The following is a 21,967-nucleotide window of genomic DNA, read 5'->3' as shown; positions in this document are numbered from 1 at the left end:
AGAAGGCGCCTGCCCTCAGTCCCCGACCGGACGACTGGGCAGGCGCCTTCGCGTGTTCAGGGAATCCTGTAGTGGTCCCCGTACATCTCCCACACCAGCGGGGTCTCCAGACCCAGGTTCCCGGCCTCCAGGAACCGGCGCTGGGCCGTGTCGACGCGGGAGGTGTCGCGGTCCGGGTACCGGGTGAGCATGGCCTCGCGGCGGATGCCGAGGAAGGTGTTCAGGTACTTCTTCTCGGAACCGCCCGCGGCGGGCGTCTTCGCCTGCTTCAGCGTGCGCTCGCGCAGGGCGTAGAAGCCGTCCGCGTCGGTGTCGGGGCCGTGGAAGACCATCGCGTCGTAGTAGACGAACTGGCCCAGCGTGCCGAGGCCGTCCAGCTTGGCGAGCCGGACCGCCGGCTCGAAGTAGAGACGGTCGCGCTCCGCCTCCTGCGCCTCCCGGAAGGCGGGCACCTCCGCCTCCGCCTCCCAGGCGGCCGTGAAGCCGGGGTCCAGGCCCTCGTGGGAGTCCGAGCCGTCGACCTCGCGCAGGGCGGGCAGATAGGACGCCAGCCCGTTGTCCGGGTGGTCCTCGGTGTAGCTCTCGACCAGCATGAGCAGGTCGTGGGTGCCGGTGCAGAAGCCGATGATGCCCGCCGTGTAGCCGCAGCCGTCGCCCTCGTCCTCGATGGCACCGTACGTGGTGCGCCAGTCGGTGGTCGAGTGCTCGGCGCTCGCCACCAGCTGCTGGGCCAGTTCCTTCTTCGCGGGGGCGGCCAGCCCCGCCGGCAGGCCGGCGACGACCGCGTCGTCCTCGGCCCGCTCCTTGGCGTCCCGCTTCTCCTCGGCCCGGTCCTTGGCGTCCTCACGGGACGACTGGACGGTGGCCGCGGACGGCGCCGCCGGGGCGTCGGCCGCGTTCGTCGGCAGGACGAAGTACACCCCCGTGGCGATCACGGGAACGGCCGCGAGGACCAGCGCACCGGCACGTTTCACTGGGGGACACCTCCACCCGTCAGTTCGGACACCTTGACCACCGCGGCCACCCCCAGCACCACCACCAGCGCCACGCACACTCCCACCTGCACCACCGTCCGCCGCCCGTCCCTGGGGGCGTACGCGAACGCCAGCGCCACCGCGCCGCCCGCCAGCAGCCCGCCGAGGTGCCCCTCCCAGGACGTGACGAGCGCGGAGACCACCAGCCACAGCAGCAGCCCCGCCATGAACCGGTTGACCTGGCTCATGTCGGCCCCGACGCGCCGGGCCATCACGTAGTACGCGGCCCCCACGCCGAAGATCGCGCCGGACGCGCCGACCACGGCGTCCTCGGGCGCGATCAGCAGCACCAGCACCGAACCGCCCAGCGCCGACAGCAGGTACAGGGCGAGGTAGTGCACCCGGCCCAGCATCGGCTCGACGAGCCGGCCCAGATTCCACAGCGCCAGCATGTTCATCACGACGTGGGCGATCCCGAACGTGCCCTCGGTGGGCGGCAGGTGCAGGAACACGCCGGTCAGCAGCCGGTACCACTCCCCGTCCACCAGACCCTCCGGACTGAAGCCCCCGGGGTACGGGTCGACCCACAGGTAGTGCTCGCCGTCCGGTCCGACCAGCCCCGCGCCCACCATCGCGAACCGGTCCACGACCTCGGGCCGCGCCAGCTCCGCCAGGTACACCAGCACATTGAGGACGATCAGCACGTACGTCACGACGGGCACCGCCGAGACCCGGCCGCCCACCAGGGTGCGGGCCTGCCGTACCGACCGCGCGCCCTCCTTCACGCACTCGGGGCACTGGTGGCCCACGGCCGCCTCGCGCATGCAGTCCGGGCAGATGTACCGCTCGCAGCGGGTGCAGCGGACGTGGCACTCCACCTTGGGGTGGCGGTAGCAGGTGGTGACGGTGGACTCGGAATCCACGGGCCGGCTCCTCGGGAGGGACGGGACGGAAGTGAGCCGGTGGGGACGGCGGCGAACAAAATATCGAACGCCTGTGGAATGGGCGAACGGTGGGGTGGTGACGTGCCGTACCCTCGGGGCCAGTTCCGTGACGAGGGGGAGCCGTATGGCCGCGATCGGTCTCAGCAGGATCGAGGAGACGGCGCCCGCGCTGGTCAGCCTCTACAAGACCGCCGGGGTGTCCCTCGCCAAGCACGGTCTGGACGGGCTGCGCGCCGCGGTCTACCTGGTGGTCGACTACTCCGGCTCGATGAAGCCGTACTACCGGGACGGCAGCGTGCAGGCGCTCGCCGACCGGGTGCTGGGCCTGTCGGCCCACCTCGACGACGACGGCACCGTGCCGGTCGTCTTCTTCTCCACCGACGTCGACGCCGTCACCGACATCGCCCTCGCCGACCACCGGGGCCGGATCGAACGGATCGTGTCCGGCCTCGGCCACATGGGCAGGACCAGCTACCACCTGGCGATGGACGCGGTCATCGACCACTACCTGGACAGCGGTTCCACGGCCCCCGCTCTGGTGATCTTCCAGACGGACGGCGGCCCCATCAACAAACTCGCCGCGGAGAAGTACCTCTGCAAGGCCGCCCGCCTCCCTTTGTTCTGGCAGTTCGTCGGCTTCGGCGACCCGAACAGCAAACAGTTCGACTACCTGCGCAAACTGGACGACCTGGCGGTCCCGACCAAACGGATCGTGGACAACGCCGGCTTCTTCCACGCGGGCGAGAACCCGAGCAGGGTCACGGACGCGGACCTGTACGACCGCATGGTGGGCGAATTCCCCAAGTGGCTGGCGGCAGCACGAGCACAGGGAATCGTGGGCGAGGAGTAGCGCCCCCACAGGGGCGCGGGGCTGTATCGACATGCGGCTCCGCCGCGTGGGCGCGATCGACCACAACGCACCCGCACCCGGAGAACCGAGCCCCGATACCGCTAGGTGTCGCACTCCAACACGGTCCGGCACAGCCCGCACCGCGCCCGCACGCGCCCCCGCACCGGCACCCGAATCCGCTGATGGCACGTAGGACAGGGAAACGACACCCGCAACACCTCCTGACCACCCGCCGTGAAGCGGTACGGCACGTCCCCCCGCGCCCCCGCCGGAACGGGGTGCCCCTCCGCATACCGCCGGTCCCGCGCGTACCGCCGCCTGCCGACCCACCCGGCGGAAACGAGCGGAGGCTGCTCCGAGTCCCGGCGCGCCAGCGCCACCCCCTCCGTGTACGCCGTATAGGCCTCCGCGCTGGTGAACCACACCGACGGATCCTCCCCGAACACCACCGCCCGCTTCGCCAGCACGTACCCGAACTCCTCCGGAGTGAGGTACCCCAGCTTCTGCGACGACGCCCCGTCCTGACGGAACGCGTCCAGCAGCAGCCACCCCGCCCCCAGGTACGTCGCCACCGTGTCCGTCAGGATCTCGTTCTCCCGCGTCCCCGGGAACGACAGGTCCAGCCGGTGCAGGTACACATGCGCCACCTCGTGCGCCAGGGCCGCCCCGATGTCCCGCCGATGCGTCCGGAACCGGTCGTTCAGCTCGACGAAGTACTCCGGCCCGGCCGCCAGTTCCACGCTCGCCGCATGCGTCATCTCACGGAACCCGACGATCAGCCGCGCGTCCGGCAGCCGGTAGTGCCGCACCAGCTCGCGGGCCACCCGCTGCGCCCCCAGATGGAGATCGTCCGTGTCGCAGAACGCCACATCGGCCGGCGCCACGCTCACCGAGAACGTGCGGACCGTGTCGTACGACAGCCGCCGGTACAGCGCGGTGACGGCCGCCCGCACCGTCTCCAGATGCGGATAACCGTGCTCGACCGGTCCGCCGTTCGCCACGTCTCACCCCCGGACGCCCTGAACCCGGTTCCACTGTACGGGCCCGCCCCGGCCGGTGCCCGCCCCGTAATGTGACCCACCATGACCACCAGCAACACCACCACCGGTGACGCCGACCTCGCCGTCCGCGAAGAGCTCGCCCGGCTGCGCGACAGCATCGACAACATCGACGCGGCCGTCGTCCACATGCTCGCCGAACGCTTCAAGGCGACCCAGCAGGTCGGCCGCCTCAAGGCCGAGCACCAGCTGCCGCCCGCCGACCCGGGCCGGGAGGCCCGCCAGATCACCCGGCTGCGCGCCCTCGCCGAGAACGCCAAACTCGACCCGGCCTTCGCGGAGAAGTTCCTGAACTTCATCATCGCCGAGGTGATCCGCCACCACGAGCGCATCGCCGAGGACACCGCGGGCGGCGCCACGCCCTCGGCGAACCCCACCACGACGTCCTCCCCCGGGGAGTGACAGAGCCGCCCGCGGGGAGCATGCTGCCCCGTGCACTCCTTGTCGGCCGGCGAGCACCACCCGCCGGCCCCCGGACAGCCATCCGGTCCCTTGCGAGGAGGGACGCGCCGCATGCCGCCGAACGCCCGCATCCTCATCGTCGACGACCACGAGGACACCCTGTACGCCCTGGAGAGCGCCCTGGCCCCGCTGGGCCACCTGCTGGGCCGGGCCACCAGTGGCGACGAGGCCCTCAAACAGCTGCTGCGCGGAAACGTCGGCCTGCTGCTCCTGGACGTCAGGCCGCCCGGCATCGGCGGACTCGACGTCGTGCGCTACATGCGGCGCCTGGAACAGACCCAGCTCATTCCCGTCGTCCTGCTCACCGGCTTCGCCCGCGACCCGCAGCTCGGCGCCGCCGCGTACGCCCTCGGCGTAGCCGATCTCGTCACCAAACCGGTCGACCCGTGGGCGTTGCGTACCAAGATCCGTCATCTCTACGACGCGCACCAGCGCCGGCTCGCCCTGGAACGCGAGGTCCGCGCCCTGCGCGCCCGGCTGGAGGAACGCAACCCCGCTCCCGGACATCCCGCCCTGCCCCACCCGCACGCGCACACGCCGCCCTCGGGGCCCGCCGGGGCGCACACCGGGGAGCTCGAACGAGACCGGACATAGGGTGCGTACCCGATCCGCCCCTGTGGTTCGGCGACCGCATCAGGCAGCATGGCCCGCATGTCCGTACTGACGCGCGACGAAGCGCAGAACCGAGCACAGCTCCTCGACGTCCACCGCTACACGATCGAACTCGATCTGACCACCGGTGACGAGACGTTCGACTCCCGCACCCTGATCAGGTTCAGCGCCCGTACGGACGCGGACACCTTCGTCGAGCTCAAGCCCGCCGAGCTGCGCTCCGTCACCCTCGACGGACAGCCCCTGGACGCCGGCGCCCTCGACGGCAACCGGCTGCCGCTGAAGAACCTCACCGCCGGCGAGCACGAGCTGCGCGTCGACGCGAGCATGCGCTACTCCCGCACCGGCGAGGGCATGCACCGCTTCACCGACCCCACCGACGGCGAGACCTACGTCTACACCCAGCTCTTCCTCGACGACGTGCAGCGCGTCTTCGCCGCCTTCGACCAGCCCGACCTCAAGGCCGTCTTCGAGCTGACCGTCACCGCCCCGCGGCACTGGACCGTCCTCGCCAACGGCGTCACCGAGCACACCGGCGAGGGCGTGTGGCGGGCCGCCCCCACCCCGCTGATCTCCACCTACCTCGTCGCCGTCGCCGCCGGCCCCTGGCACTCCGTGCGCACCGAGCACCGCGGTCTGCCCTTCGGCATCCACTGCCGCCGCTCGCTGGCCCCGTACCTCGACGCGGACGCCGACGAACTCCTCGACATCACCCGCGCCTGCTTCGACCGCTACCACGAGAAGTTCGAGGAGCCCTACCCCTTCGACTCCTACGACCAGGCCTTCGTCCCCGAGTTCAACGCGGGCGCCATGGAGAACCCCGGACTGGTCACCTTCCGCGACGAGTTCGTCTACCGCTCCGCCGTCACCGACACCGAACGACAGACCCGCGCCATGGTGATCGCCCACGAGATGGCCCACATGTGGTTCGGCGACCTCGTCACCCTCGCGTGGTGGGACGACATCTGGCTGAACGAGTCCTTCGCCGAGTACATGGGCTACCAGACCCTCACCGAGGCGACCCGCTTCACGGACACGTGGACCGACTTCGGGGTCACCCGCAAGCCCTGGGGCTACGACGCCGACCAGCGGCCCTCCACCCACCCCGTCGCCCCCGAGAACGTCGAGGACACCGCCTCCGCCCTGCTCAACTTCGACGGCATCTCCTACGCCAAGGGCGCCTCCGCCCTGCGCCAGCTCGTCGCCTGGCTCGGCGAGAAGGACTTCCTCGCCGGCATCAACACCCACTTCGCCCGGCACAGGTTCGCCAACGCCACGCTCGCCGACTTCATCGAGTCCCTCGCCTCCGCCACCGAGCGCGACGTCCACGCCTGGGCCGACGCCTGGCTGCGCACCACGGGCGTCGACACCCTCGTCCCCGAACCGGGCAACGGCGACAACGCCTACTGGCGTCTGGGCATCGAGAACAAGGGGGGCCTCGTGACCCGGCCGGCGCCCGGCCCCGACAAGGACCGCCCCGGGGCGGAGCACGCCGGTACTCCCGTCCAGGCCCGCGGCTCGCGCCCGCACCGCATCACCATCGGCGTCTACGACCACGACCTGCACGACGCCCGCCGGCTCACCCTGCGCGACCGCTTCGAGGCGGACATCCCCGCCCACGAGAGCATCGCCATCGCCACCGGCGGCACCCGTCCCGCCCTCGTCGTCCTCAACGACGGTGACCTCACCTACGCCAAGATCCGCTTCGACGCCGACTCCCTGGACACCCTGCGCGCCCGGCTGTCCGGTCTGCCCGACCCCCTCACCCGCGCGGTGGTGTGGAACGCGCTCAGGGACGCCGTCCGCGACGGCGAGCTGCCCGCCGGCGACTTCCTGGACATCGCCCGCGCCCACCTCCCGCACGAGACCGACCTCGCCCTCGTCCAGGGCGTCCTCGCCTTCGCCTCCGTCCACATCGCCGGCCGCTACCTCACCCCCGACCAGCGGCCGGCCGCGCTGGCCACCCTCACCGAGCTGTGCCGCGACCTCATCCGGCGCACCGAGGACGGCGACCACCCCGGTCTGCGTCTGATCGCCGTGCGGCACCGCATCGACACCGCCGCCCACCCCGACACCATCGCCGCCTGGCTCGCCGACGGCACCGTCCCCGGCGGTCCCGAACTCGACCCCGAGCTGCGCTGGCGGGTCCTCGCCCGCCTCGCCGTGCTCGGCGCCACCGACGAGGCCGCCATCGCCGCCGAACTCGCCCGCGACCCCAGCGCCACCGGCCAGGAGGGCGCCGCCCGCTGCCGTGCCGCCCTGCCCGACGAGGACGCCAAGGCCCGCGCCTGGGACGCCATGTTCGGCTCCGACGACCTGTCCAACTACCTGTTCACCGCCACCGCCCAGGGCTTCTGGCAGCCCGAACAGGCCGATCTCGTACGGCCCTACGTGTCCCGCTACTTCAAGGACGCCGTGGCCGTCGCCGCCCGCCGGGGCCCCGCCATCGCCGAGGCCGCCGGACGCTGGGCCTTCCCCGCCCACGCGGTCGACGCCGAGACCCTGAAGCTCGGCGAGAAGTGCCTGCGCAAGGCCGACCCGATCCCCGCACTGCGCCGCAAGCTCGTCGACCAGCTCGACGACCTGGCCCGCGCCCTGCGCGTACAGCAGAAGTAGGTCCGGCGGAAGCGGCCCGGCGGCCGAGAACACCCCTCGAAGGCGGACTTACCCCCTTCGAGGGGTATTCACCGGGCTTTTCGGGCGCCGCAGCCCACTCCCGTCCAAGCTGGACCCTCCCGCGCACCGCGCCCCGGAGGACAGTCCATGAGCACCCCGCCCCGCGACCTCGTCGGCGTCGGCATCGGCCCCTTCAACCTCTCCCTCGCCGCCCTCGCCCACTCCCTCCCCGGACTGAGCACCGCCTTCTACGACCAGAACCCCCGCTTCACCTGGCACCCCGGCCTGCTCCTCGACGACGCCACCGTCCAGGTGCCCTTCCTCGCGGACCTCGTCACCCTCGCCGACCCCACCAGCCCCTGGACCTTCCTCAACCACCTCAGGGCCCGCGAGCGCCTCTACCCGTTCTACTTCGCCGAGCACTTCCACATCCGCCGCACCGAGTACGACGCCTACTGCCGCTGGGTCGCCGACCGCCTCCCCGCGCTCCACTTCGGCCACCACGTCGACACCGTCCGCTGGAGTCCCGAACGCGCCCTGTTCGAGGTCGACCTCACCCGGCTCGGCCCGGACGGACAGGCCGCCTCCGCCGGCCGGGTCCACGCCCGCCACCTCGTCCTCGGCGTCGGCACCGAGCCCCGGGTGCCCGAGCCGCTGCGGTCCCTCGCCGACGCTCCCGGCGTCCCCGTGATCCACTCCGACGACTACCTCACCCACCGCGACACCCTCCTCGCCGCCGGCCACATCACCGTCGTCGGCACCGGGCAGTCGGGCGCGGAGGTCTTCCTCGACCTGCTGCGCCACCGGCCCGTCGGACGGGAACGCCTCCACTGGATCGGCCGCACCGGCGCGTTCGCCCCCATGGAGTACTCCAGACTCGGCCTGGAGCACTTCACCCCCGACCACACCCGCTACTTCCACGCCCTGCCCGAACCCGTCCGCGACCGGCTCGTCCCCGCCCAGTGGCAGCTCCACAAGGCCATCGACGCCGGCACCGTCGCCGCCATCCACGACGAGCTCTACCGGCGCACCCTCCACGGCGGCTGGCCCGACACCGTCCTCACCCCCGCCGTCCACGTCCGCACCGCCGGACGCCTCGGCCCCGCCCGTTTCGAGCTCCACCTCGAACACACCGTGCAGCACACCCGCACCCGTCTCACCACCGACGCCGTCGTCCTCGCCACCGGCCACCGCCCGCGCCCCCTCGACCACCTCCTCGCGTCCCTCGACCCCCACCTGCGCCGCGACCACGCCGGCCGGCCCCGCGTCGACGCGCACTTCCGCCTCGACCTGGACCCCGCCGTCACCGGCAGCGTGTACGTCCAGAACGCCGAACTCCACACCCACGGCGTGGGCGCCCCCGACCTCGGGCTCGCCGCCTGGCGCAGCGCCACGATCCTCAACCACCTCACCGGCCGCCAGGCCTACCCCCAGCCCGCCCGCACCGCCTTCACCACCTTCGGCCTCCACCCCGGAACGCCACAGGTCCCGCCCGCCCGGCGAGCCGTACGGCTCACCCCACTGGCGGACGGGACCTGACCATCACCCTTACGGAGGAACGGGGATCAGAACACCGGCGTACCGTCCCGCGTCAGCCTCCAGTCGACGGACGCGAAGTCCTCCGGGTCCAGCACACCCTTCGCCGTCACCCACTCCGCGATCCGGGTCCGGATCTCCGTCGACTCCGCCCACAGCTCCTTCGCCGACGCCACGTGCGGGAACGCGCCGCCGCCGTTGGCGCGGTAGTTGTTCACCGCGAACACGAACTGCGCCGCGTCGTCCAGCGGGGCGCCGCCGAACGTGACGTTCCTGATGCGCGAACCCGCCGGCTGCGCGATGTCGATGTCGTAGGCGAGCCCCGAGACGTAGTCGTAGTTGTAGTCCGGGCGGCCGCCCGCGTTGGTCAGCTTCGCCACGTCCACCGCCGCACCGGCCGCGGTCTGCACGAAGTACTCCGCCGAGTACTCCAGGTACGCCCGCACCTGCGCGCCCGTCATCAGCTTCGCCACCAGCGTGTTGTCGTACACGTACAGGCTCGACAGGTCCCGGATCGTCACCTCGCCCGCCGGGATCTCGGAGGTCCGCGAGAACGGCGACGCCTGCGACAGCACCGGCAGCGACGCGTACTCGGTGCCCGCGAGGGCCGCCCTGACCACGTCCTCCTGCACCTTGCTGATCAGGTCGATGATCGGCGCGTCCTTGTAGCGCGCCTCCACCGTCGTCAGCGTCTCGGTCGCCGACCCCACCACCTGATTGACGTACTCCACGACCTGCGCGTGCTCGTCGCGCAGCAGCCGGGTGATCCTCGGGTCGTCCTCCACCGTCGCCGCGTCCCGCAGCGACGCCTTCACCGACTCCACCCGCCACCGGCCCCGCTCGAAGGCCAGCTCGAAGTCGAACAGTGTCAGCCGCTCCGCGTAGCACAGCGGCTCCGACAGCACGACCTCCCTGCCGGTCTCCTCGTTGGCGACCCGCAGCTCCGCGATCTCCTGGTGCGCGTGCCCCACCAGGATCGCGTCGATCCCCGGCACCTGCCGCGCCACGTTCGCTGCCGCGTTCTCCACGTACGGCAGCTGGTCACCGTACGACGACGTGCCCGAGGAACCCGAGTGTGCCGACACCACCACCACGTCCGCGCCCATCGACCGCAGCTTCGGCACCCACTTCGCCGCCTGCTCCTCAAGACCAGGGAACGTCAACTTGCCCTGTACATACGCCTTGTCCCAGATCGCGATGCCGGGGTTGGTCAGCCCGAGGACCGCCACCTTCACCGGGGGAGCGCCCTTCACGTGGAACTTCTTGATGAAGTACGGCGGGAAGGCCGGCTTCAGCGTCTTCGCGTCCAGCGCGTTGGCGCCCAGCAGCGGGAAGTCGCACTGCTCCTCGAACTTCCGCAGCGTCTCGATGCCGTAGTTGAACTCGTGGTTGCCGAGCGCCACCGCGTCGTACCCGATGGCGTTCATCGCCTGTGCCATCGGGTGCACCGGACCGCCCTCGGCGGTGATCGGGTCGACCTTCGCGAAGTAGTACGTCAGCGGGGTGCCCTGGATGGTGTCGCCCGCGTCCAGCAGCAGCGTGTTGCGCCGGCCCTTCTCCTCGCGCACCTGGTCCACCAGCGTCGACACCCGAGCCAGGCCCTGCGCGTTGCCGGCCGCGTCCGTGTACTCGGCGTCCTTGAAGTAGTCCCAGTTGAAGACGTGACCGTGCAGGTCGGTCGTGCCCATCACGGTCAGCGCGTACCGCTTCACCGGCTTCCTCCCCCGTCCCGCCCCGGCGGCCTCGGCCGCGGGGACCGCCGCCGTACCCGCCAGCGCCACCCCCGCCCCCGTCACGGCGGACCTCTTCAAGAACTTCCGGCGGTTCAACGGCATGTCAGGCTCTCCTCGGACAACAACGGAACAACGCGCGTAGATTCGCCCGATGATTCTGACCTGAACACGCCCACGCGGAACAGACCTCCCAGGTTGCGATCCGGTGTCCCGCGCCCTCCCCGCACCCGTACGACCGGTGACACAGTGGGACGTATGACCACCCCTCACCCGTACGGCACACCCGGCGCCCCCCATCTCGCCGTCCGCGGCGAGGCCCACCTCGAAACCGCCCCCGACCTCGCCCGCATCGCCGTCACCCGCACCGCGCGCGGCCGTGACCGGCGCACCACCCTCGACGACCTCACCCGCCGCACCACGGAAGCCCTCGACCTGCTCAGGTCCTACGGCGACGCCGTCGAGCACCTCGAGACCGGCGCCCTCACCGTCACCCCGGAACTCAGCCCCCACGGCCGGGGCGAACGCGTCCGCGCCCACCACGGCACCGTCCAGCTCACCGCCGACCTGGCCGACTTCGCCGCCCTCGGCGCACTCGTCACCCGTCTGGCCGACCTCGACCTCACCCGTGTCGACGGCCCCTGGTGGAGCCTCCGTCCGGGTTCCCCCGCCCACCGCGAGGCGCGGCGACTGGCGGTGCACGACGCCGTCCGGCGCGCTCGCGAATACGCCGAGGCGCTCGGCACCACCCTCGCCGCCCTCATCGAACTCACCGACGCCGCGGCGGGACCCGAACCCTTCCCCCGGGCCCGCTCCATGGCGTTCGCCGCGGCCGCCGAGGACGCCCCGCCCCCGCCCCTCGACCTCGAACCCCGGCGGCAGTACGTCCACGCCGAGGTCGGCGCACGCTTCACGCTCCAGCCGCCCCGGCTGTAGAACCGGCATTCATGGAACCGGTATTCGAAAACCGAGGGCGCACATGCTCATCGGAGCGACCCGGTGCACAATTCAACACTTGTCAACAACCCTTCATTCACTGGCCGTTGAGTCGTCACACGCCACCAGGTCGCTACCGGCCGGTAAGCCCTAGGCTCGAAACATGCGCCGAGCGAAGATCGTCTGCACCCTGGGCCCTGCCACCGACAGCTACGACCGGATCAAAGCCCTGGTCGATGCCGGAATGGACGTCGCCCGATTCAACCTCAGCCACGGCGAGCACGCCGAGCACGAGGAGCGCTACCGACGGGTGCGGAAAGCCGCCGACGAGACCGGCCGCAGCGTCGGCCTCCTCGCCGACCTTCAAGGCCCGAAAATCCGCCTCGGCCGCTTCGTCGAAGGTCCCGTACTCCTTGAACGCGGGGACACCTTCACCATCACCGTCGAGGAGGGCACCGAAGGCGACCGCGACATCTGCGGCACCACCTACGCCGGCCTCGCCGACGACGTCACCACCGGCGAGCGCATCCTCGTCGACGACGGCAGGGTCACCCTCGAAGTCACCGCCGTCGACGGCCCCCGCGTCCGCACCACCGTCGTCGAGGGCGGCATGGTCTCCGACCACAAGGGCCTCAACCTCCCCGGCGTCGCCGTCTCCGTCCCCGCGCTCTCCAAGAAGGACGAGGACGACCTGCGCTGGGCGCTGCGCACCGGCTTCGACGTGATCGCCCTGTCCTTCGTCCGCAGCGGGCGCGACATCAAGGAGGTCCACCGGATCATGGACGAGGAGGGCCGCCGCCTCCCCGTCATCGCCAAGGTCGAGAAGCCGCAGGCCGTCGAGAACATCGACGACATCGTCGCCGCCTTCGACGGCATCATGGTCGCCCGCGGCGACCTCGGCGTCGAGATGCCCCTCGAACAGGTGCCGATCGTCCAGAAGCGCGCGATCAAGCTCGCCAAGCGCAACGCCAAGCCGGTCATCGTCGCCACCCAGATGCTCGACTCGATGATCGACAACGCCCGTCCCACCCGCGCGGAGGCCTCCGACGTCGCCAACGCCGTCATCGACGGCACCGACGCCGTCATGCTCTCCGGCGAGACCAGCGTCGGCAAACACGCCGTCGAGACCGTGCGCACCATGGCCCGCATCGTGGAAGCCGCCGAGGAGGACATCCTCGCCAAGGGCCTCCCGCCCCTCACCGAGCGCAACAAGCCCCGCACCCAGGGCGGCGCGGTCGCCCGCGCGGCGGCGGAGATGGGCGACTTCCTCGGCGCCCGCTTCCTGGTCGCCTTCACCCAGTCCGGTGACACCGCCCGCCGTCTCTCCCGCTACCGCAGCCCCATCCCCCTCCTCGCCTTCACCCCCGACCCGGCCACCCGCTCCCAGCTCACCCTCACCTGGGGCGTGGAGACCTTCCTCGGCCCCCACGTGGACACGACGGACGCGATGGTCGACCAGGTCGACGAGCTGCTCCTGAAGTACGCCCGCTGCGAGAAGGGCGACACGGTCGTCATCACGGCGGGCTCCCCGCCGGGGGTCTCCGGCTCGACGAACATGGTCCGCGTCCACCACATCGGCGAGGACGACAGCCCCAGGTAGCCGGGGCGGCCGGGGCGCGCAAGCGGGAAGGACGGAAAAAGCGGATGTTCACCGAAAAGGTGGACATCCGCTCTCAAATGGTGACCTTGGATATCAAGGAAAAGTACCCCGGGTCGGATTCGAACCGACGCTGGATGGTGTTTGAGACCATTGCCTCTACCGCTGGGCTACCGGGGCGCCCTGTAAAACAAAGGTCGACGGTCACCCGCCGTGCCCCCACCTTATCGCAGCTGGGTACGCTCTTGTCAGCAGTACCGGCCTGCCCCGCACCAAGGAGCCCACGTGAGCGCCCCCGAGTCGCCCCAGCCCGTAGACGTGCCCGATGACGACAAGTCGCACGTGCCTCCGATGACGACCCGTGTCGTGATCGCCGAGGACGAGGCCCTGATCCGGCTCGACCTCAAAGAGATGCTGGAGGAGGAGGGGTACTCCGTCGTCGGTGAGGCCGGTGACGGTGAGCAGGCCGTGGAGCTGGCGCGCGAGCACCGGCCCGACCTGGTGATCCTCGATGTGAAGATGCCGAAGCTGGACGGCATCTCCGCGGCGGAGAAGATCGCCGAGGAGAGCATCGCCCCGGTGCTGATGCTGACCGCGTTCTCGCAGCGTGACCTGGTGGAGCGGGCGCGGGACGCGGGCGCGATGGCGTACCTGGTGAAGCCGTTCAGCAAGAGCGACGTGGTGCCCGCGATCGAGATGGCGGTGTCGCGGTTCACGGAGCTGAAGGAGCTGGAGCGCGAGGTCGCCGACCTGAGCCTGCGGCTGGAGACGCGGAAGCTGGTGGACCGGGCGAAGTCGGTGCTGCAGACGCAGTACGGGCTGAGCGAGCCGGCGGCGTTCCGGTGGATCCAGAAGACGTCGATGGACCGGCGGATGTCGATGCAGCAGGTGGCGCAGGCGGTCATCGACGACGCCGAGGAGAAGAAGGCGTCGAAGGGCTAGCACCGCCCGTGTACGGCAGGAGGCCCGCGCTCCCCGCTCGGCAGGGGGGGGCGCGGGCCTCGTCGTGCGGATCAGTCCTCGCCGAGGTAGGCCTTGCGGACCGACTCGTCGTGGAGGAGGTCCTGACCGGTGCCGGAGAGGACGATGTTGCCGGTTTCCATGACGTGACCGTGGTCGGCCAGGGAGAGGGCGGCCTGGGCGTTCTGCTCGACGAGCAGGATGGTGGTGCCCTGGGACTTCAGGTCGGAGATGGTCGCCATGATCTTCTGCATCATGATCGGCGAGAGGCCCATGGAGGGCTCGTCGAGCATGAGGAGCTGGGGCTGGGACATCAGCGCCCTGCCCATGGCGAGCATCTGCTGCTCTCCGCCGGAGAGGGTTCCGGCGGCCTGCTTGCGGCGTTCCCCGAGGATGGGGAAGAGGTCGTAGGCGCGCTGGATGTCCTTCTCGATGCCCGCCTTGTCGCTGCGGAGGAAGGCGCCGAGGCGGAGGTTGTCCTCGATCGTCATGCGGGGGAAGATGTGCCGCCCCTCGGGGGAGTGGGCGAGCCCGAGGGAGACGATCTTGTGGGCGGGGATCTTCTTGAGCGACTTGCCGTTGAACTTGATCTGGCCGCCGACGGGCTTGAGGAGCCCGGAGAGCGTGCGCAGGGTGGTGGTCTTGCCGGCGCCGTTGGTGCCGATGAGGGTGACCACTTCGCCGGCGTCGACGCTGAAGGAGATGCCCTTGACGGCCTGGATCTTGCCGTAGGCGACTTTGAGGTCCTCGACTTCGAGGAGTGCGGTCATCGGTCGTTCTCCTTGCCGGGCGCGGCGTCCGTGGCGGCCTCGGCCTCCGTCTCGGCCGCGGCTTCGGCGGCCTCGACTTCGGCGGCTTCGGCGGCGCCGGGGTCGTTCTCCATGGGTTCACCGATGTAGGCGGCGATGACGCGCTCGTCGCCCTGGACGGTGGCCGGGTCGCCCTCGACGAGCTTCTGGCCCTGGACGAGGACGGCGACGCGGTCGCAGAGGTTGAAGATGAACCGCATGTCGTGCTCGATCACGAGGACGGCGATGCCCTGGTCGCGGATGGCGAAGATGAGCTCCTCGGCCGCCCGGGTCTCCTGGGGGTTCATACCGGCGGTGGGCTCGTCGAGGAGCAGCAGACCGGGTTCGCTGGCGAGGGCGCGGGCGATCTCGAGCTTGCGCTGTTCGCCGTAGGGGAGGTTGCGCGAGAGGTGATCGGCCTTCGCGGCGAGGCCGACGAACTCCAGGAGTTCCATGGCCCGTTCGCGGGAGGCCGCCTCCGCCCGGTGGAAGCCGGGTCCGCGCAGGACGGCCGACCAGAAGCCCTCCTTGGTCCGCGTGTGGCGGCCGACGAGGACGTTCTCCAGGACGGTCATGTTGGCGAAGAGCCGGATGTTCTGGAACGTCCGGGCGATGCCGGCGGCGGTGACCTTGAAGGGCTTGGGCGGCAGGACCTTGTCCTTGTAGCGGACCTCGCCCTCGGTCGGGATGTAGAGACCGGTCAGGCAGTTGAAGAAGGTGGTCTTGCCGGCGCCGTTGGGGCCGATGAGGCCGACGATCTCGCCGCTGCGGACGGTGAGGTCGACGTCGCGGACGGCGGTGAGTCCGCCGAAGCGCATCGTGACGCCGCGTGCGTCGAGGACGGTCTCACCGGGGGCGGGTGCGCCCGGAGCGGTGTCCTTGGTGGTGGTGTCGGTGGTCATGGTGGTCAGGCCCCTGTCTTGCTCAGGACTGCGGGCGCGTCGTCCTCGTGGAACTCCAGCTGGCGGCGGCGGTTGGGGATGAGGCCCTCGGGGCGGAAGCGCATCAGCAGGACGAGTGCGAGACCGAAGGCGAGGAGCTGGTAGTCGCCGAGGAACTGGAGCTTGTTGGGGATCAGGAAGAGCAGCGCGGCTCCGATGAGGGGTCCGGCGATGGTGCCCATGCCGCCGAGGACGACTGCGGCGAGCAGGAAGGCGGAGTTGGGCGGGGTGGTGCCGGCGAACAGGTACTGCTCGGGGGTCACGGTGTAGGTGACGTGTGCCTGGACGGTTCCGGCGAGGCCGGCGAGGGTGGCGCCGACGGCGAAGGCGATGAGCTTGACCCGGAAGCCGTTGATGCCCATGGCGAGCGCCGCGGTCTCGTCCTCGCGGATGGCGACCCAGGCGCGGCCGATGCGGGAGTCGCCGCTGCGCCGGAAGACGAGGACGACGACGGCCGTGATGAGCAGCATCAGGAAGAAGTAGTTGGCGAACCGGCCGATGGTGAAGCCGGCGATGTCGTGCTGGACGCCGAGGTCGAAGCCGAGGATCTTCAGGTCCGGGATGGACGCGATGCCGTTGGAGCCGTTGGTGAGGTCCGGTCCGGAGGTGCCGTCGGTGTTGTTGGCCGCGATCCGGAAGATCTCACCGAATCCGAGGGTGACGATGGCGAGGTAGTCGCCGCGCAGGCGCAGCGTCGGGGCGCCGATGAGGACGCCGAAGACGAGGGAGGCGACGGCCCCGACGAGCACGGCGGCCCAGAAGGGGAAGTGGACGCCGAACGGCGAGCTGGGGGACCCGGAGACGAGTGCGGCCGCGTAGGCGCCGACGCCGAGGAAGGCGACGTATCCGAGGTCGAGCAGGCCGGCGAGTCCGACGACGATGTTCAGACCGAGGGCGACCGTGGCGAAGATGAGGATGTAGACGCCGAGGGTGGCGTACTGGTCGTCGGTCTGGGTGAAGGGGAAGCAGGCCGCCGCGACGAAGGCGCCGCAGACGGTGATGTTCGTGTGCCGCGCGGTGATCTGCGAGGCGTGGGCGATCAGCCCGGAGCGGTTGAGGGCGGCGAACGCGAAGCCGGCGGTGATCAGGAAGCCGACGAAGAGTTCGTCGTACTCGGTGCCGATGCCGTAGGTGAAGACGACCAGGGCGAGTGCCAGGACCGCGACGATGATCAGGATCTCGGCGTAGGACGGCAGGGCGCGCACGGGGCGCGGGCTGCCGGAGGCGAACGCCGCCCGGAGGACGGCCATGTTGTGGCCGGCCCTGTGCTTGAACTGCTCCCAGCCGGTGTCGTCCGGGTCGAAGGGATCGGGTTCGGGCCGCTCGAAGGGGAGGGCGAGGGCGCCGAGGAGGGCGATCAGCGTGGCGACGGCGACGACGTAGCCGCCGGGTTCGAGGTTGACGAGGCCGCCGAGCTGGAAGCTGATCGCGAGGATCGTGTACCAGGCGGTGGCGAAGGTGCCGAGTGCGGCGTACTTGACGGCCGCGTCGGCGCCGGCCGGGGTGAGCCAGCCCAGTCCCTTGACGCCGTAGGAGGCGAGTCCGAACAGGGTGGCGAGTGCGCCGCCGATGAGGACGAGGACCTGGAGTCCGCCCGGGTAGCCGTAGAAGGTGAGGTCGCCGGGGAACTCGGCGGTCCAGGTCCACGCGAGGAAGGTGGAGACGACGGTGAGGACGCTGCCGCCGGTGGCGAGGGCCCGGCCGATGTGCGGGGGTATGCCGATGAGGCCGGTGGAAGCGTTCGCGGTGGGGGCGGCCGCGGTGGTCGAAGCGGTGGTCTGTGTGGTCATCGGTGTCACGCCCTGTCCGCGACGCGCTCGCCGAGCAGGCCCTGTGGCCTGAACAGGAGTACGAGGATGAGGAGGATGAAGGCCCAGACGTCGGCCCAGGACTGGCTGCCGAACTTGTCCAGCCCCGGGATGTCGGCGATGTAGGCGGTGGCCAGGGTTTCGGCGACGCCGAGGACCACACCGCCGATCATGGCGCCGTAGATGTTGCCGATGCCGCCGAGGACTGCCGCGGTGAAGGCCTTGAGACCGAGGATGAAGCCCATCTTGAAGTCGATCTGGCCGTACTTGAGGCCGCTGGCGACGCCTCCGACGGCGGCGAAGACGGCGCCGAGGGCGAAGGCGATCACGATGATGCGGTCGGTGTTGACGCCCATCAGCTTCGCGGTGTCCGGGTCCTGCGCGGTGGCCTGCATGCCGCGCCCGGTGCGGGTGCGCATCACGAAGTAGGCGAGGATGCCCATGCTGATGGGGGCGGCGACGAGGAGGAAGATGTCGCCGGTCTGGATGGTGGCGCCGCCGATGGTGAAGGGGCCGCCTTCGATCTGCGGGAAGGGCAGCTTGGACTTCGCCTCGGGGTAGAAGGCCCAGACGGCCTGCTGGAGCGCGAGGGAGAGTCCGATGGCGGTGATGAGCGGGGCCAGGCGGGGCGCGCCGCGCAGGGGGCGGTAGGCGAACCGTTCCGCTCCGATGGCGACCAGGACCGAGACGATCACGGCGCCGATCAGCATCAGGGGCAGCGCGACCCAGATGGAGGTGCCGTCGGGCAAGACGTACAGATGTACGGTGAGGGCGCCGAAGGCGCCGACCATGAATATCTCGCCGTGGGCGAAGTTGATGAGCTGGACGATGCCATAGACCATTGTGTAGCCGATGGCGACCAGGCCGTACATGGATCCCAGTAGCAGGCCGTTGACCAGCTGCTGCGGCAGTTCGTTCACCGCATGTCCTCCGAGACTTTCGGAATGTTCGACGGATGGGGCCGGATGCGAGTGCGCGCGGGGCGCCAGTGGAACAGCGCCCCGCGCGGCTCGTGGAGTGGTGCGGGCGGGGGTCAGCCGGTGAAGGTGCCCGACCTCACCGTGGCCCAGGCGCCGTCCTTGACGGTGTACACGGTGAGCTGCTTGTTGGTGGCGTCACCGAACTCGTCGAAGGAGACCTTGCCGGTCACTCCGTCGAAGGAGACGTTCTGCATGGCGTCGACGACCTTGGAGCGGGCGTCGTCGGGGAGCTTCCCGTCGTTGTCGTCGACGACCTTCTTGACGGCCTCGATGATCGCCCAGGCGGAGTCGTAGGAGTAGCCGCCGTACGCCTCGAAGGCCTCCTTGTATCCGGCGTCCTTGTAGTTGGCGACGAATTCCTTGGCGGAGGGGAGCGTCTCGACGGGCGCGCCGACGGAGGTGGCGAGGTCGCCCGTGCCCGCGCTGGCGGCCAGCTTGATGAAGTCGGCGCTGTAGATGCCGTCACCGCCGACCAGCGGGATCTTGGCGCCGGCTTCCTTGATCTGCTTGCTCAGCGGACCGGCCTGCGGGTACTCGCCGCCGTAGTAGACGACGTCGGCGCCGGAGTTCTTGACCTTGGTGGCGACGGCGTTGAAGTCCTTGCTGTCGGGGTTGATGTGCTCGGTGCCGACGACCTGGCCGCCGAGCTTCTTGAACTCCTCGGTGAAGGTGGCGGCGAGGCCGGCGCCGTAGGTCTTCTTGTCGTCGATGACGAAGACCTTCTTCTTCTTGGCGTCGTTGTAGACGTACTGCGCGGCGAACGGGCCCTGGATGGCGTCCGTGGTCGCGGTGCGGAAGTACGACTTGTACGGCCGGACCTTGTTGGTCTGCCAGTCCACGCCCTGGGTGAGGGCGGGGTTGGTGTTGGCGGGGGAGACCTCGACCAGCTTGGCCGTGTCGAAGACCTTCTGCATGGACTCGCCGACGGAGGAGTTCAGCGGGCCGACGACGCCGAGGACGTCGTCGTTGGCGACGAGCTTGGTGGCGTTCTGCTGGCCGACGGAGGCCTGGCCCTGGTCGTCGAGGGCTTCGATCTTGAAGGTGATGCCCTCGACGTACTTCTCCTTGTTGGCGGTCTTGGCCGCGAGGTCCACGGAGTTCTTGATGCCGAGGCCCAGCGCGGACAGGTCGCCGGTCAGTGGCGCGTCGACGCCGATGACCACGGTGGTGCCACCGTTGCCGGAGTCCGAGCTGCCGCCGCCGTCCTCGTCGCGTGAGCCGCAGGCGGTGAGGGTGAGTGCACCCGCCGCCAGGGCGGCGGTGATGGCGATGAGCGAACGTTGACGCACGATCCAGTCCTTTCCCCTGACAGCCGCTTCCCGGTGGAAACGGCCGAGTCGAGCGCTGGGCCGACGTGTGAATCGGGCGGCGCGGTGACTGGCCGTGACTCTAAGCGGGGGTGGGGAATGTGGAGGAGACTCTGGCCAAGGCTGTGACGCTCTTGTTATGACACGACGTATTGCAGAGCGGTACTGAGTGGGGGGAACGGAGGAATTCTCGCCGTTTTGCCCTGTCCGGATGGTGAGAAACCGCAGGACCCGGCCGGATCCGTTCAGGTGTATCAGGCGTTTTGGTGATTACCCGAAGTCGTTGCTGCAGGCTACTTGCAGGGCGCGGGAGAGGTCCTGTGCGTACCGTGACCCGAGGATGAAGCTGTGCTTCTGGATTGCGCGCGTATTACGCAAAGTTACGTCCAGGAAAGGGAGTCCGGCGTTCCGTGGCACTTTTCCGCATTCGGTCACCCGTGTGGTGATCGTGATCTTGCGGGGGGATCCTGCTTTTGTCCGAAAAGGTGTGCGTGGACTGGAGGACGCGGAGAGCCCCGCGTACGGCTGCGATATCCGGGTGACGGTAACCGGATGATCGGATTCCACGGTCACCTCCACGTCGAAGGAGAAACTCCGCGGGCCGGTCGCGGCGCCCGCCGCCCGCGGGTCCAGGTACTCGACGGCGGTCACCTGGCTCGGGTACGGCGGTGGAGGCGGCGGCTCCGGCCGGGGCCGGGTGACGTAGAGACAGCCGCCGCCCGTGAGTACGGCGGTGGCGAGGAGCGTGCCCAGCACGGCCCTGCGGTGCCGCTCGAAGTGCTGCGCCACGAGCCCGCGTCGAGGACGGGGCGCGGAGAGGACGGCCCGGGCGTGAGTGCCCTCGCCCGGCTCCACCGGACCGACCCCGCTCACCGCCAGGGCCCCTTGCCCGGCCCGCCGGCGCGGTACCACTCGGCGCAGCCCTCGCGCGCCTCACGGTCGATCGACCGACCGGGATCCGCCGCTCCTCGGCGCTCGGCGGCCCGGGCGGAATCGACCACCTCGCGCAGGATGTCGTACTGCCCGCCGGACAGCCCCATGGACTGGTAGTCGCCGTAGGTACGGCCGTTCAGCACCTGGCGCGCCCAGTGGCCGACGAGCTTCGTGCACAGGTCCTCGTCGGACGTCACTCGCGGTGACGGCGACGTCGTGCGCCCGCCGTCCGTCCCGGCCGGGGACGCCCGGCCCGCGGGGCCGGAACCCGTCGCACCGCAGCCGGTCACCGTCGAGCCCGCCAGGAGCACGGCCGCGAAGGACGCGACCAACGCCCGAGAGGTGCCTCCCCGTCCCATGCCCGCACCGTAGGGCGGCCACCGCCCCACGGCAACGGGGATGCGGAGCGGACGCCCTCCGCATCCCCGACGGCCGTCAGCCCGCCGCCTGTTCCCCCTCGCCGGGCCGGACGTCCCGCAGCAGGCAGGTCAGGCGCGCGGTGCACACCCGCTTGTCCGCCTCGTCGGTGATGACGATCTCGTACGTCGCCGTGGACCGCCCCCGGTGCACCGGAGTGGCGACGCCGGTGACCAGGCCGGAGCGGACGCCGCGGTGATGCGTGCAGTTGAGGTCGACGCCGACCGCGATCCTGGAGCTGCCGCCGTGCAGCATCGACCCCACCGACCCCAGCGTCTCCGCCAGTACGGCGGACGCGCCGCCGTGCAGCAGCCCGTACGGCTGGGTGTTGCCCTCCACCGGCATCGTCCCGACGACCCGCTCCGCCGACGCCTCCAGGATCTGCACGCCCATGCGCGTGCCCAGGTGACCCGCCGAGAACAGCGCCGGCAGGTCCACGCCGAGCGCGGCGTACTCGTCGATGACCTCCTGCGGGAACGTCACCTGCTGCTGCTCTCCCATGGGCCCGGCTCCTTCGT

20 protein-coding genes and 1 tRNA gene are annotated in these 21,967 nt (G+C 70.4%); 8 read left to right on the top strand and 13 right to left on the bottom strand.

Annotation, left to right across the window (positions count from 1 at the left end):
- Positions 1 to 56 precede the first annotated feature (56 nt).
- Together ACFV5H_RS24295 and ACFV5H_RS24290 are read right to left on the bottom strand one after the other, a co-directional pair.
- Positions 57 to 974, bottom strand: coding sequence for a chitosanase (locus ACFV5H_RS24295; RefSeq protein ID WP_385056866.1), 918 nt, complete (start codon positions 972 to 974; stop codon positions 57 to 59).
- Positions 971 to 1,897, bottom strand: coding sequence for a rhomboid family intramembrane serine protease (locus tag ACFV5H_RS24290; protein WP_385197274.1), 927 nt, complete (start codon positions 1,895 to 1,897; stop codon positions 971 to 973). Before ACFV5H_RS24290 ends, ACFV5H_RS24295 begins: the two co-directional genes overlap by 4 nt.
- A 145-nt stretch (positions 1,898 to 2,042) precedes the next feature.
- Here ACFV5H_RS24290 and ACFV5H_RS24285 point away from each other — a divergent pair, with 145 nt between their 5' ends.
- Complete coding sequence (locus tag ACFV5H_RS24285; protein WP_385197273.1) at positions 2,043 to 2,768, top strand: vWA domain-containing protein; 726 nt, start codon at positions 2,043 to 2,045, stop codon at positions 2,766 to 2,768.
- Positions 2,769 to 2,869: 101 nt separating this feature from the next.
- On the opposite strand, the gene ACFV5H_RS24280 is transcribed toward ACFV5H_RS24285, so the two are convergent.
- A complete protein-coding gene (locus ACFV5H_RS24280) occupies positions 2,870 to 3,769 on the bottom strand; it encodes a hypothetical protein (protein ID WP_385056858.1) in 900 nt (299 codons plus the stop codon).
- 81 nt (positions 3,770 to 3,850) lie between these two features.
- On the opposite strand from ACFV5H_RS24280, the gene ACFV5H_RS24275 reads away from it, so the two are divergent.
- From ACFV5H_RS24275 to ACFV5H_RS24260, 4 genes are all read left to right on the top strand, one after another.
- Entirely contained in the window at positions 3,851 to 4,228 is a 378-nt protein-coding gene (locus tag ACFV5H_RS24275; protein WP_385056855.1) for a chorismate mutase, read from the top strand.
- A 111-nt stretch (positions 4,229 to 4,339) separates the two neighbouring features.
- Positions 4,340 to 4,882: a two-component system response regulator gene (locus ACFV5H_RS24270; RefSeq protein ID WP_385056852.1), complete on the top strand. Its 543-nt coding sequence runs from the start codon at positions 4,340 to 4,342 to the stop codon at positions 4,880 to 4,882.
- Between the two features lie 48 nt (positions 4,883 to 4,930).
- A complete protein-coding gene (pepN, locus tag ACFV5H_RS24265; protein ID WP_385197271.1) occupies positions 4,931 to 7,516 on the top strand; it encodes an aminopeptidase N in 2,586 nt (861 codons plus the stop codon).
- A gap of 147 nt (positions 7,517 to 7,663) precedes the next feature.
- Positions 7,664 to 9,055 carry a lysine N(6)-hydroxylase/L-ornithine N(5)-oxygenase family protein gene (locus ACFV5H_RS24260; RefSeq protein WP_385197270.1) on the top strand — a complete coding sequence of 464 codons (1,392 nt, stop codon included), beginning with the start codon at positions 7,664 to 7,666 and terminating at the stop codon, positions 9,053 to 9,055.
- 26 nt (positions 9,056 to 9,081) lie between these two features.
- On the opposite strand, the gene ACFV5H_RS24255 is transcribed toward ACFV5H_RS24260, so the two are convergent.
- Positions 9,082 to 10,887: a bifunctional metallophosphatase/5'-nucleotidase gene (locus tag ACFV5H_RS24255; RefSeq protein WP_385056844.1), complete on the bottom strand. Its 1,806-nt coding sequence runs from the start codon at positions 10,885 to 10,887 to the stop codon at positions 9,082 to 9,084.
- Positions 10,888 to 11,040: 153 nt separating this feature from the next.
- Between ACFV5H_RS24255 and ACFV5H_RS24250 the strand changes: the two genes are divergently transcribed.
- Both ACFV5H_RS24250 and pyk read left to right on the top strand, forming a co-directional pair.
- The gene (locus ACFV5H_RS24250; protein ID WP_385056843.1) at positions 11,041 to 11,718 is read left to right on the top strand and encodes an SIMPL domain-containing protein; all 678 of its coding nucleotides are present in this window, start codon (positions 11,041 to 11,043) and stop codon (positions 11,716 to 11,718) included.
- A 163-nt stretch (positions 11,719 to 11,881) separates the two neighbouring features.
- On the top strand, positions 11,882 to 13,318 hold the full coding sequence (pyk, locus tag ACFV5H_RS24245; RefSeq protein ID WP_385056840.1) for a pyruvate kinase: 1,437 nt from the start codon (positions 11,882 to 11,884) through the stop codon (positions 13,316 to 13,318).
- A gap of 104 nt (positions 13,319 to 13,422) precedes the next feature.
- Here pyk and ACFV5H_RS24240 read toward each other — a convergent pair.
- Positions 13,423 to 13,495 (bottom strand) — tRNA-Leu (locus ACFV5H_RS24240).
- A 105-nt stretch (positions 13,496 to 13,600) separates the two neighbouring features.
- Here ACFV5H_RS24240 and ACFV5H_RS24235 point away from each other — a divergent pair.
- Positions 13,601 to 14,257, top strand: a complete 657-nt coding sequence (locus ACFV5H_RS24235) for a response regulator (RefSeq protein WP_359345469.1) — start codon at positions 13,601 to 13,603, stop codon at positions 14,255 to 14,257.
- Positions 14,258 to 14,328: 71 nt separating this feature from the next.
- Here ACFV5H_RS24235 and ACFV5H_RS24230 read toward each other — a convergent pair whose 3' ends face one another.
- The 8 genes from ACFV5H_RS24230 to ACFV5H_RS24195 form a co-directional block, all read right to left on the bottom strand.
- A complete protein-coding gene (locus tag ACFV5H_RS24230; RefSeq protein ID WP_385197269.1) occupies positions 14,329 to 15,045 on the bottom strand; it encodes an ABC transporter ATP-binding protein in 717 nt (238 codons plus the stop codon).
- On the bottom strand, positions 15,042 to 15,965 hold the full coding sequence (locus ACFV5H_RS24225) for an ABC transporter ATP-binding protein (protein ID WP_385056832.1): 924 nt from the start codon (positions 15,963 to 15,965) through the stop codon (positions 15,042 to 15,044). Before ACFV5H_RS24225 ends, ACFV5H_RS24230 begins: the two co-directional genes overlap by 4 nt.
- Before the next feature lie 5 nt (positions 15,966 to 15,970).
- Entirely contained in the window at positions 15,971 to 17,794 is a 1,824-nt protein-coding gene (locus ACFV5H_RS24220; RefSeq protein WP_385056829.1) for a branched-chain amino acid ABC transporter permease, read from the bottom strand.
- A gap of 5 nt (positions 17,795 to 17,799) precedes the next feature.
- Complete coding sequence (locus ACFV5H_RS24215; RefSeq protein ID WP_385056826.1) at positions 17,800 to 18,732, bottom strand: branched-chain amino acid ABC transporter permease; 933 nt, start codon at positions 18,730 to 18,732, stop codon at positions 17,800 to 17,802.
- A 113-nt stretch (positions 18,733 to 18,845) separates the two neighbouring features.
- Positions 18,846 to 20,081, bottom strand: coding sequence for a branched-chain amino acid ABC transporter substrate-binding protein (locus ACFV5H_RS24210; protein WP_385057472.1), 1,236 nt, complete (start codon positions 20,079 to 20,081; stop codon positions 18,846 to 18,848).
- A gap of 288 nt (positions 20,082 to 20,369) precedes the next feature.
- The gene (locus tag ACFV5H_RS24205) at positions 20,370 to 20,972 is read right to left on the bottom strand and encodes a Tat pathway signal sequence domain protein (RefSeq protein WP_385197268.1); all 603 of its coding nucleotides are present in this window, start codon (positions 20,970 to 20,972) and stop codon (positions 20,370 to 20,372) included.
- Positions 20,969 to 21,391 carry a hypothetical protein gene (locus tag ACFV5H_RS24200; RefSeq protein ID WP_385197266.1) on the bottom strand — a complete coding sequence of 141 codons (423 nt, stop codon included), beginning with the start codon at positions 21,389 to 21,391 and terminating at the stop codon, positions 20,969 to 20,971. Before ACFV5H_RS24200 ends, ACFV5H_RS24205 begins: the two co-directional genes overlap by 4 nt.
- A 76-nt stretch (positions 21,392 to 21,467) precedes the next feature.
- Positions 21,468 to 21,950, bottom strand: coding sequence for a PaaI family thioesterase (locus ACFV5H_RS24195; protein ID WP_385057468.1), 483 nt, complete (start codon positions 21,948 to 21,950; stop codon positions 21,468 to 21,470).
- Positions 21,951 to 21,967: the final 17 nt, after the last annotated feature.

Source organism: Streptomyces sp. NPDC059787 (assembly GCF_042732315.1).
Taxonomy (GTDB): domain Bacteria; phylum Actinomycetota; class Actinomycetes; order Streptomycetales; family Streptomycetaceae; genus Streptomyces; species Streptomyces atrovirens.
This window is presented reverse-complemented; position numbering and strand designations above follow the sequence as displayed.